This is a genomic window from Zobellia roscoffensis (assembly GCF_015330165.1).
Lineage (GTDB): Bacteria > Bacteroidota > Bacteroidia > Flavobacteriales > Flavobacteriaceae > Zobellia > Zobellia roscoffensis.
Genome location: NZ_JADDXT010000002.1, coordinates 4,737,992 through 4,750,000 on the forward strand (window position 1 = coordinate 4,737,992; position 12,009 = coordinate 4,750,000).

Annotated in this window: 10 protein-coding genes; 9 read left to right on the forward strand and 1 reads right to left on the reverse strand. The window is 36.6% G+C overall.

Annotated features, from left to right (window positions below; translation table 11 throughout):
- Nucleotides 1-29 precede the first annotated feature (29 nt).
- Entirely contained in the window at nucleotides 30-1,841 is a 1,812-nt protein-coding gene (locus tag IWC72_RS19300) for an acyl-CoA dehydrogenase family protein (RefSeq protein ID WP_194530915.1), read from the forward strand.
- Between the two features lie 75 nt (nucleotides 1,842-1,916).
- Here IWC72_RS19300 and IWC72_RS19305 read toward each other — a convergent pair whose 3' ends face one another.
- Nucleotides 1,917-3,719 carry a glycoside hydrolase family 15 protein gene (locus IWC72_RS19305; RefSeq protein ID WP_194527805.1) on the reverse strand — a complete coding sequence of 601 codons (1,803 nt, stop codon included), beginning with the start codon at nucleotides 3,717-3,719 and terminating at the stop codon, nucleotides 1,917-1,919.
- 102 nt (nucleotides 3,720-3,821) lie between these two features.
- Between IWC72_RS19305 and IWC72_RS19310 the strand changes: the two genes are divergently transcribed.
- The 8 genes from IWC72_RS19310 to IWC72_RS19345 all read left to right on the forward strand — a co-directional run bounded on the left by IWC72_RS19310 (nucleotide 3,822) and on the right by IWC72_RS19345 (nucleotide 11,945).
- Nucleotides 3,822-6,032, forward strand: a complete 2,211-nt coding sequence (locus IWC72_RS19310; RefSeq protein WP_194530916.1) for a bifunctional alpha,alpha-trehalose-phosphate synthase (UDP-forming)/trehalose-phosphatase — start codon at nucleotides 3,822-3,824, stop codon at nucleotides 6,030-6,032.
- Between the two features lie 15 nt (nucleotides 6,033-6,047).
- Nucleotides 6,048-7,235 (forward strand): nuclear transport factor 2 family protein, encoded by a 1,188-nt coding sequence (locus IWC72_RS19315; protein ID WP_194530917.1) that lies wholly within the window; start codon nucleotides 6,048-6,050, stop codon nucleotides 7,233-7,235.
- Between the two features lie 6 nt (nucleotides 7,236-7,241).
- A complete protein-coding gene (locus tag IWC72_RS19320) occupies nucleotides 7,242-8,402 on the forward strand; it encodes an MFS transporter (protein WP_194530918.1) in 1,161 nt (386 codons plus the stop codon).
- 132 nt (nucleotides 8,403-8,534) lie between these two features.
- Nucleotides 8,535-9,329, forward strand: a complete 795-nt coding sequence (locus tag IWC72_RS20485; protein ID WP_194530919.1) for a DUF3667 domain-containing protein — start codon at nucleotides 8,535-8,537, stop codon at nucleotides 9,327-9,329.
- Nucleotides 9,330-9,389: 60 nt separating this feature from the next.
- Nucleotides 9,390-9,770 carry a hypothetical protein gene (locus IWC72_RS19330; protein ID WP_194530920.1) on the forward strand — a complete coding sequence of 127 codons (381 nt, stop codon included), beginning with the start codon at nucleotides 9,390-9,392 and terminating at the stop codon, nucleotides 9,768-9,770.
- A gap of 81 nt (nucleotides 9,771-9,851) precedes the next feature.
- On the forward strand, nucleotides 9,852-10,772 hold the full coding sequence (locus IWC72_RS19335; RefSeq protein WP_194530921.1) for an NAD(P)-dependent alcohol dehydrogenase: 921 nt from the start codon (nucleotides 9,852-9,854) through the stop codon (nucleotides 10,770-10,772).
- Nucleotides 10,773-10,904: 132 nt separating this feature from the next.
- Nucleotides 10,905-11,354 carry a MoaF-related domain-containing protein gene (locus tag IWC72_RS19340; protein ID WP_194530922.1) on the forward strand — a complete coding sequence of 150 codons (450 nt, stop codon included), beginning with the start codon at nucleotides 10,905-10,907 and terminating at the stop codon, nucleotides 11,352-11,354.
- Between the two features lie 201 nt (nucleotides 11,355-11,555).
- Nucleotides 11,556-11,945, forward strand: coding sequence for an OsmC family protein (locus IWC72_RS19345; protein ID WP_194530923.1), 390 nt, complete (start codon nucleotides 11,556-11,558; stop codon nucleotides 11,943-11,945).
- Nucleotides 11,946-12,009 lie beyond the last annotated feature (64 nt).

A 12,009-nucleotide genomic window follows, 5' to 3' on the forward strand; every position in this document is an offset into this window, starting at 1 on the left:
TTTTCTGAATTCTAAATACTCTTAACAACATGAGCACAAAAACAACAGACAAAGAAATTCTACGCGGTGGCCAATTCCTCGTCAAGGAAACCAATTGCGAAGACATCTTCACTTTAGAAGATTTAAACGAAGAGCAAAAAATGATGCGTGACAGCACCAAGGAATTTGTTGATCGCGAACTTTGGGCACATTGGGAACGTTTTGAAAAAAAGGACTATGCCTATACCGAAGAATGTATGCGCAAAGCCGGAGAACTTGGTCTTTTAAGTGTGGCCGTTCCAGAATCTTATGGCGGAATGGGTATGGGCTTTGTCTCTACCATGTTAGTTTGTGATTACATTTCTGGCGCTACCGGTTCATTTAGTACAGCTTTTGGTGCGCATACAGGTATTGGTACTATGCCAATTACATTGTACGGAACCGAAGAGCAGAAACAAAAATATGTTCCTAAATTGGCTTCTGGCGAATGGTTTGGTGCTTATTGTTTGACGGAACCTGGCGCAGGTTCTGATGCTAATTCCGGTAAAACAAAAGCGGTACTATCCGATGACGGAAAACATTACAGTATCACGGGACAAAAAATGTGGATTTCAAATGCCGGTTTTTGTAGTTTGTTCATTGTTTTCGCAAGAATTGGAGATGATAAGAATATTACAGGTTTTATTGTTGAGAACAAACCTGATAACGGAATCTCATTAGGTGATGAAGAGAAGAAATTGGGTATTCACTCCTCCTCTACTCGCCAAGTATTTTTTAGCGATACAAAAGTACCTGTAGAAAATATGCTTTCTGAGCGTGGCAACGGGTTCAAAATTGCTATGAACGCTCTAAACATTGGTCGTATTAAATTGGCGGCAGCTTGTTTAGATGCTCAAAGGAGAGTAATCAAGGAGGCGGTTGTATACGCTAACGAGCGTATTCAGTTTAAAACACCTATTATAAACTTTGGTGCTATTAAAGCAAAGATTGCCAACATGGCAACCAATGCCTATGCTGGTGAATCTGCTAGTTACCGTGCAGCCAAAAATATTGAAGACCGTATTGCTATGCGTGAGGCGGAAGGCAATTCGCATCAGGAAGCGGAATTGAAAGGTGTTGAAGAATACGCTATAGAATGTTCTATCTTAAAAGTTGCTGTTTCCGAAGATGTTCAAAACACTACAGACGAAGGTGTTCAGATTTTTGGTGGAATGGGCTTTAGTGCCGATGCACCTATGGAAAAAGCATGGAGAGATGCTAGAATCTCTAGAATATATGAAGGCACTAACGAAATTAACCGAATGCTCGTTGTAGGTATGCTGGTTAAAAAAGCCATGAAAGGTCATGTAGACTTATTAGGACCCGCTACAGCTGTTGGAGAAGAGTTAATGGGCATTCCTTCTTTTGATACGCCCGATTTCTCTGAGCTCTTTGCCGAAGAAAAAGATTTGATTAAGAGATTGAAAAAAGTGTTTTTGATGGTTGCAGGAAGTGCAGTTCAAAAATATGGTCCTGAATTAGAGAAACATCAACAACTAATGCTTGCTGCCTCAGATATTCTTATTGAGGTCTATATGGCCGAAAGTACCATTTTGAGAACTGAAAAGAATGCTAAGCGTTCTGGCGAAGACTCTCAAAAAACCCAAATAGCAATGTCTCAATTGTACTTATATAATGCTACTGAAACTATCATCCAAAAAGGAAAAGAAGCTATTATCTCTTTTGCTGAAGGCGATGAGCAACGTATGATGTTAATGGGCTTGAAGCGCTTTACCAAATACACAAACAACCCTAATGTAGTAGCACTTCGTACAGAAATTGCGGACAAAGTTGCTGCTGATAACGCATATACCTTTGATTAGTATATAACCTAAGTGTTTGAATAACTAAAAAACACCCCAATTGGGGTGTTTTTTTATATCCTCTTATGCACAATGTTAGCTACGCATAGATTCTCTAATCCCCTCTGCGCTTTCTTTTTTAGAGAAATTCACAGCACACTCAATTAAAGCTAAATGCGAATATGCCTGCGGGAAATTCCCTAATAATCTTTTCGTCTTAAAGTCTAAGTCCTCACTAAAAAGACCCAAATGGTTACTGTAGCTTAGTAATTTTTCAAATTGCTTCAGGGCTTCGTCATGCTCCCCTATCTTGAACAAACTGTTTACATACCAAAAAGTACAGACGGTAAAGGAAGATGAAGGCAAACCAAAATCGTCTTCATTTTTATAACGATACAACAACCCATCGTTGCTCAACTCTTTACCAATTGCCTTAACTGTTTTCTTGTAACGCTCATCAGACGCATCTACACAACCATAGGATTCCATAAGTAAAACAGATGCATCTAAGTGTTTGGAACCATAGGATTGGGTGTATGCTCCCACTTCTTCATTCCATGCATTCTCATAGATATCATTCCAAATTTCTTCACGAAGTGGCTTCCATTTTTCAATTTTATGCTTCTTACCTAACATTTCAGCTACTTTAATAGCTCTATCTAAGGCCGTCCAACATAACACTTTTGAAAAGGTAAAGTGTCTATCTTCCGTTCTAAATTCCCATATCCCTTTATCGGCTTCTTTCCAATTATTTCCAACAATCCAAACAATACCTTTTGTAATGGACCATAAATCTTCGCCGTTTTCAATATCTACGCTAAACTTTACCATTTGTTCGTAGATGACATCCATCAATATTCCGTAGATATCATTTTGCTTTTGATGATACGCCGCATTACCAATACGGACGGGTTTAGACCCTTTATACCCACTTAAGTGCTCAAGTGTTTCCTCTGTTAATTTTTTTTCTTTGTTGATTCCATACATGATTTGCAGCTTCTCTGCTTTATCAGGAATCAAATCAATTATAAATTTCAAGTACCTCCTTGCTATATTTTTATGCCCAAGTTCTGATACTACTTTTATCACCATAGATGCATCGCGAATCCAACAAAAACGGTAATCCCAGTTTCTTACCTCTCCTATGGTTTCAGGTAATGAAGTGGTAGCTGCAGCTAATACAGCTCCCGTTTTATCATAACTTAAAAGCTTTAGAGTTAAAGCACTTCTTGTAATTTCTTCGTTAAATTTCTTATATGTTGGGGTCTTGGCAGACCAATTTAACCAATACACTTTTGTTTTTTCAAGCTCTAAATATGCTTTAGCCGTGGTAGGTAAAAATATTTTTTCGTTGTACCCCAACAAGAAATATCCATCTTCGTTTAAAGTAATTTCCTTTCCATTAAGTACTGCTTCTTTATCAAAACATGTGTAAAGAAAAACAGTATCAAACTTAACTTCATGGGTTAAACTGGCAATAAAATTCTCTTTGATATAACTTTTGGTCTCACCAGCAGCATACTCTAACCTTGGATTGTATAGTACCTTAAATTTGGGTTCACCTGTAATCAATTTTATATATCTTACAAATTCAGGGGGAGCCACATATGTACCATCGTCTTTGTGGTAACGTGGCATAAAATCGTGAATTTCAAAACTATTTTCACCATCAGTAAACGTAGTTATTAAAATACTGGTCCTTGGTTCATACTTCTGGCTAGTGGTATAACTTTCATCTACCAAAAATTCAAAACTACCTCCTATTTCTTCATCCAGAAGTTTTCCAAATACTGAAGGAGAATCAAATTCTGGCAAACAGCACCAATCTACGCTTCCTGTTTTAGATATTAACGCTGCGCTTCGGCAATTTCCTATTATTCCGTAGTCTAAATTATCCATTCAATAAAATTGTTAATTCAATAGAGTAACATATTGTAATTACCCTTCTTTTTCACGAAATTTAGAGAAATTAAATATAAAACACAGCAAAATATCCAATTTATGGGCAAAACTATCATAATCTCAAATAGACTACCTGTTCAGTTGCAAATTAGCAACGGAGCCATTACTGCAATACCAAGTGTTGGCGGGTTAGCTACAGGTATGAAATCAGTACATTCAGGCGGTGACAGCCTATGGATAGGCTGGAGTGGCCTCACCGAGGAAGATATTTCTCCAGAATTGGAACCTAAAATAGATGAAGCCCTTGCTGAGCATGGTTCTTCAAAGGTAAAGCTAACAGAAGAAGAAGTAGATGGTTTTTACTATGGGTTTAGTAATAGAACCATTTGGCCTCTATTTCATTATTTCTTGGAGTATTCTGAGTTTCAATTGGATTATTGGAACACTTATAAGAAAGTGAACCAAAAATTTGCCGACGCTATTTTAGCAAATGCCGAAGATGGTGATACTATTTGGGTTCATGATTACCAGCTCATGTTAGTTCCGCAAATGGTAAGAAAAGAAAGACCTAATGTTTCTATCGGTTTCTTTTTGCATATACCTTTCCCCTCTTTTGAAATTTTCAGGACACTACCTTGGCGTAAAGAATTATTAGAAGGTGTTCTTGGTTCTGACTTAATTGGCTTTCACACCTACGATTATGAAAGACACTTTCTTAGTTCCGTTAGACGTTTGTTAGGACTAGAAGTAAGCTTTAATGATATTACCATGGGTGATCATGTTATTAAGGTAGACTCTTTTCCTATGGGTATCGATTACAAGAAGTTTAGTGATGCCGCCAAAATACACTACAACAAAGCCGAAGGAGAACAGTCTGAGCTACAACAACGATTAAACACACATAAAAAAACCGACCTAGATGCAAAGTTCTTCCTATCTATTGATCGCTTGGATTATAGTAAAGGAATAGCTAAACGCCTTTATGCTTTTGAGTATTTCCTAAATAAATATCCGCAGTACAAAGAAAAAGTACGATTGATTATTCTAGCCGTTCCTTCTCGTTCTAATGTACCACAATACCAATTATTAAAAAGAGAAATAGACGAATTAGTTGGTCGTATTAATGGTGAATTCTCAACAGTTAGCTGGACGCCTATCTGGTACTTCTACCGATCTATGCCGTTTGAAAATCTTATTGATTTATATACTTCTAGTGATATTGCCTGGCTTACACCACTACGTGACGGTATGAACCTTGTTGCTAAAGAATATATAGCCACACGAACCGATAAGACCGGTGTTCTAATTTTAAGTGAAATGGCAGGTTCTGCAAACGAAATGAACGAATCGCTACTCATTAACCCTAATAATTTTGAACAAACGGCAGATGCTTTGCACGAGGCTATAAATATGCCCGTTGAAGAACAAAAATCGCGAAATGAAGTACTTCAGAAAAGGTTGGCCAGATACAATGTTGAAAAATGGGCGAACGATTTCATGACTTCCTTAAAATCTCAAAATGACCGTGAAGCCGCCAATGTTTCTCATAAGTTAACGGATAAACGTTTAGATTCCATATTACAAAAATATACAGATGCTAATAAAAGGTTGTTGTTCCTAGATTACGATGGAACCCTTGCCGGCTTCCACAACGACCCACAAAAAGCGGCTCCGGATGAACAGCTTTACGAACTTTTAGATACACTTCACAATCAACCCAACACCGTACTTTATTTAATCAGCGGAAGAGACAAAGACACCTTCACCAAATGGTTCTTACCAAAAAAGTACAACATGATCGTTGAGCACGGTGTATGGATTTCCCAAGAGGGCGAGCCATTTAGGATGCTAGAAAACGTAAAGAACGATTGGATGGAGCATGTGCGCCCCGTATTGGAGTCTTTTGTTGACCGTACACCAGGAAGTTTTATTGAAGAAAAAAACTATAGCTTAGCATGGCACTACAGAAAAACAGACCCTGATTTTGGAAACAAAAGAGCAATGGAACTTTCAGAAACCCTTACTAGCCTAATTGGAACTGACGATCTGAGTTTGCTTAACGGGAATAAGGTTGTTGAAGTAAAAAGCAGTAATGTAAACAAAGGCCGTGCCTCTACCCGTATTCTTGGTGAAGACGAGTATGATTTTGTTTTTGCTATTGGTGATGATTGGACGGATGAGTTCATGTTCCAAGAACTACCAGAAAGTACAGTTACCGTAAAAGTGGGACGCCAAAAAACCTCTGCTAAATATTACGTGGAGAATACCCTAAAAGTTAGAGATCTTTTGCAGAAATTTGCAGAATTGTAAAAGCCGACCCACCAGATGAGAATACAATACGTTCCGCTAATAGCTTTGCTGTTTTCTTTACCAAATATTCATGCCCAACAGAATACGGAAGTATATCTTTTGGATATAAAAACAGTAAACGGTAAGACCGAAATGGTCAACCCAAGAAATATTAGCAATAATGAAGGGTATGACAACCAACCTTCATTCTACAATGAGAACACTATTTTATTCTCATCTACTAGGAGGGGCCAAACGGATATAGCCAAATATGACGTTAAATCCGGCGCACTAACTTATATTTCCGATACACCACAGGGCAGTGAATATTCACCTTTAAAAATTCCTGGTAAAAATTCAACATCGGCAATTCGATTGGATACTACGGGTTTACAACGCCTCTACGAGTACAGTATTTGGGACGGTACCTATACAGAAATTCTTAAGGACCTTAATATAGGATATCATGTTTGGTATGATGAAGAAACAATTGTTTCCGCAGCATTGGGTAATGAAAGTCTAAACTTGGTTGTTTCGAACATCAAGAATGGCAGTCATGACACCATTTACAATAACGTAGGCCGTTCTCTACATAAAATTCCCGGTAAGAATCTTATCAGTTTTATTAGTAAAAATAGCGACCAATGGGAGGTAAAATCCCTAGACCCAAAAACGGGTAAAATTAAAACCATCACCAATATGTTCAAAAATACTGATGATGTATGTTGGCTGAGTAACGGACATATTATTGCCGCCGATAATAAAACATTAATGGAGATAGCTCCGGAGGAAAGTAAAGAATGGAAACGCTTTTTACGATTGGATAAAAAAGGATTGAACAACATTAGCCGTATTGCCGTAAGTCCAAACGGAAGCCACCTATCTCTTGTTGTTGAGCAAACTCCCGAAGCTATTGTGCAGAATCAATTAGATGCCTATAATGCCAGAGACCTAAAAGCTTTTGTAAATACATATTCTGAGGATATACAAGTGTTTAATTTTCCGAACGAGCTTAGCTTTGAGGGCAAAGATGCTTTAAGAAACGGCTATAAAAAACTTTTTGAATCGACTCCGGACCTACACTGCAAAATTAAAAACCGCATTATCATTGGTAATAAAATTATAGACAAGGAAAAAGTTACTATTAATGGAGAAATTCATTGGGTGGTTGCCATTTACGAAGTTGAAAACGGCAAAATTGCCAAGGTAACTTTTGTTCGTTAAAGTCTATTGAAGCCACGCATCCATATACTCCCCATCATCATCCTCTCGCAATTTGCCTGTACGTCTTTATGGTTTGCTGGCAATGCTATTGTAGACGAGCTTACCCTAAAAACGGGATTAGGTTCTGAAATTATTGGCTATGTACTTTCTTCTGTACAATTTGGTTTTATCATTGGTACTCTGGTTTTTGGCCTTTTTATGATTGCCGATAGGTTTTCACCTTCACGTGTATTTATGATTTGCTCCATCTTGGCGGCTCTTTGCAACTTTCTGCTACTGGCCGAAACCTTATCCAAATGGACGCTCCTATTCGCTCGCTTTGGTACGGGATTTTTTCTTGCCGGCATTTATCCTGTAGGGATGAAAATAGCAGCAGATTATTACCAAAAAGGACTAGGTAAAGCTTTGGGATATTTGGTAGGAGCACTCGTTTTAGGAACTGCATTTCCGTATTTTGTAAGCGGTACGAGTTTGGGAAGGGATTTTACTTTAGTGATAAAAATAACTTCGGCACTAACTGTTGCAGGCGGTCTGGTCTTGTGGTTTTTTGTGCCTAATGGACCATTTTGTAAACCTAGTGCTAAACTTTCTTTAGGGGCTGGCCCCTTGCTTTTTAAACTCCATAGTTTTAGACAGGCCGCTTTTGGCTATTTTGGGCATATGTGGGAACTTTACGCCTTTTGGGCCTTTACCCCACTTGCCGTTCAGACGTACAATGCAATTAGCGGCTCCGAGCTTTCCGTTGCCTTGTCTACGGGTATAATTATAGCCTTAGGCGGACTCTCATGTGTTTTAGGTGGATTAATATCCGTGCGAACTGGCAGCCGTAAAGTAGCGGTGATATCATTACTCCTTTCTGGTCTTTTCTGCTTGCTTTCTCCCCTACTCTTTTCACTTCCTGTGCAATTATTTTTAATAGGATGGGGACTTTGGGGTATGGCGGTGACAGCAGATTCTCCTCAATTTTCTAATTTGGTGGCAGGCTCTGTACCTTCTGAACTAAAAGGTACAGCCTTAACACTCGTAAACTGTATTGGCTTTGCCGTTAGTATTTTTAGTATTCAGTTGTTATCCGCACTTGTAGTATATATAGACGCTAGATTTCTCTTTATCATTTTGGCTGTTGGTCCAGCTTTCGGTCTGCTGGGCTTAGTTGGTCGTAAGTAATCTTAACCTTCAAATTAACTGTAAGAATTTAGCACTTTCTCAAGTAAAATAAATTTGTATTTTAGTTGCTAAAAAAATTATAGCTTACTAATTAATATTTCAGTTTAGCTACGGTCTGCACAAAAATTATACATGACCAATTGTAGAAATTGCAACTTTACGATAAACGAAGAAAACAACTATTGTAGTCAATGTGGGGCACAAGTTATTAAAGATAGAATAACGCTAAAAAGTCTGTTCTCAAATTTACTAATTGCATTAGGTTGGGATAGTAACTTTGTTGTCACGTTAAGATACTTAGTATATAAACCCCAAGTAGTTATTGAAGAATACCTAAATGGTACAAGAAAGAAGTTCGCAAACCCTTTTTCTCTATTTGCCATAATTACTGCTCTTTCTTTATTTGCTTTTAGTCAGTATTCGAATCAATACCGGCTAATGTCAAAGAACCTAGGTCCAGAACAAATCGAGAAGTCTGAAAAGCCTATACATGATATAAACAAAAATAAAGACGTACCTATATTTGGGTATAAAAATCAAGATGATTTCAATAATTCCTTCTTAGATATTACATTAAAGTACTTCAATATTTTAGCTTTTCTTTTTTTACCCATTTACACATTCATTGCACGTATTACTTTTGGTAAGCCGTATAATTTTGGTGAGCATTTAGTAATTAATATATATCTACAAAGCATACTATCTTTTTTAGGCCTTTTGCTATTTATTCTAAGCCTCACAATAGGTGTTAACCTATATTTTAGCTTTATAATGCTGCTTCCGATTTTGTATTATTGTTATACTTACAAAAAGCTGTATCGACTAACGTTTGGCCAATTGTTATTAAAGTTTTTGAAATTTGTCGTCATATTTCTTTTGCTATTTTTGATACCTGTTCTTATCGGCATTTTTCTAACTTTGGAATGATTTGTAGCTATTCCAAACTGCAACGGGATTACTATTTCTCCTAATGACAACTATTTATACTTGGCATCGAATAACGGAATTGCCGTTGTTGACATTGCATCCAAAGAAGTACTCAACAAACCTAAAGAGGAATATTCCAGTGTAGATGGCCTAAAATTTTATGAAAACAAATTATACGGAATCGTAAACGGTTGGGGAGATACTACACAAAACGGATTGTTTAAATTTGAGCTTAACTCTACTGGAACGGAAATTTTAAAGAGCAAAAAATTAATGGAGTTCACAGAGCGTTTCAGAATTCCTACCACTTTTGATATTTGTAACGGTTATATCTATTTTATTATGAATACGCAAATAGATAATCTAAACGGTAGCACCAATAAGATTCTATACTTTAACAAGCTAGAACCCTATAGAATGATGAAAATTAAAGCGGAATAATATATCCGTTCAAACAAAATATCAAGCCTTTTTCATAAATTACTACGGTATTCAAAAAAAATCATTCAAACAAAAAACCATATGAAAGCTGCCATTTATACAAAATATGGTCCACCAGAAGTTTTTAAAATCACCGAGGTAAAAAAACCCCTTCCAAAAGACAATGAAGTTCTTATCAAAATACATGCAGCAACGGTAACCTCGGGAGATGTACGGCTTCGTAGCTCCGACTTTCCAGCACTTTTTTGGTTACCGGCTAGACTGATTTTTGGGCTCTTTAAACCGAAAAAAAGCATATTAGGACATGAACTATCCGGAGTGGTCGAAGACAAAGGAAAAAATGCAACAAAGTTTGAGGTTGGTGACCACGTTTTTGGAACTACAACCATGCTTTCTGGTGGTTCCTATGCAGAATATGTTTGTTTACCCCAAGAGTGGAAACACGGTGTGGTTACTCACAAACCTAAAAATATAAATTTCCAAGAAGCTGCCGCATTACCAATTGGAGCTATGACGGCTATGTTTTTATTAGAAAAAGCAAATCTATCCAAAAATCAAAAGGTACTGATTTATGGCGCTTCTGGTAGCGTAGGTAGTTATGCCGCTCAATTAGCAAAATATCACGGGGCCACTGTAACGGGCGTATGTAGCGGTTCAAATTTTGAAATGGTAAAATCGCTTGGTGCAGACCATTTAATCGATTACAAGAAAACCGACTATTCTAATCTAGAAGATAAATTCGATATTATTTTTGATGCCGTTGGAAAAACCTCTAAATCACATGCTAAAAAAGTCCTAAAAAAAGATGGAAAATTTATCTCCGTTAAAATGCTAACCAAAGAAAAACCAGAGCATCTCAAAAAAATTAAAGAACTAGCTGAAACTGGAGAACTAAAACCTTTTATTGACAAAGTTTATTCTATTTATGACATAGTTGATGCACATACCTACGTAGACCAAGGACATAAAAGAGGGAACGTTGTTATTGACCTTTTGAGTTAGAACCAGAATATCAAAAATTTTATATAAAATGTAACAGCCCTTCGTTCTCAAATTTACCAAAATTTGCCAAAGATTAACCTACCGGAGCAGGTAGTAAAGACCGAAATTTGCAGCAAATATTAATTAAAGAAAATGAAAACGAAATTAATTACATGCGTTTGTCTTGCCCTATTAGGTACTGTATTTGCTTTTTCGCAAAACAACACATCAGTAGAGAATAAATTTGAATTTGGAGTACCGGAACACTTTATAGATGGGTATTCGCTCAATTTTCAATATCAGAATGGAACCGCCATTCATATGGAATTTAACAATGGTAAAGCAAAGTATGAATGGGTAGCCGGACCTGCAAAAGGAAATGGAAACCAGGACATTCCTTACCGATCCCGTATAATTGGTGACGACCTTTACTTAATCAATTGGCATGAAGCTGGAAAAAAAGACTATTTGACCTTGGTTTTTGATTTCAAAAAAATGATTGTACACAGCTCCATTATAGTCGGTTACGAAAACAAACCCGAAAGAACTTTAAAGACTGTATTTAGAAGTGGTATTATAGACCATCTAAAAAAAACTGAGTAGAGATCTTAACTTTATTGATCTGATGAAATTCTTATTCTTATAAGCTTCAGTAAATTAACTCTACTTCCAACCATCTCATTCTCCCAATGGCAATCATATTAGAAGTAATTACGTCTAAAACTTAAGATAAACCTGACTTTTATCACATTTTTCAAGAGAGTTACATCTTATTTTTACGATACAAATTAACAAAAGAATGTTATGAATTATCATATAAAAGCTTCTTCCTTTTCCAATGATGATGCCATGGTTCATATAAGAGAATCGCATATAAATTTCGGGACTACGTCTAAAACCCTACCAAATCCTGCCGAATTATTTTTGACGTCGTTTGCCGCTTGTATACTTAAAAACGTAGAGCGGTTTTCGGTTATGATGAAGTTTAGCTATGACAAAACTTTACTTGAAGTGAATGCTAGTCGGCTTGAGAACCCTCCTAGAATGGATAAAATAATATATAAATTAACTATTTACAGCAATGACAAAAAGTTAAATACAGAGCTTCTAAAAAAGAATATTGAAAAATTTGGAACCATTTACAATACCTTAAAACAATCTTGCTCTATTTCCGGCTCTATAAACACCGTTTAAGTATTAAACTTATAGGGTTTTAAGATTAAAATTTCTTAAAAGAAGTTCCTCAAAATTATACAAA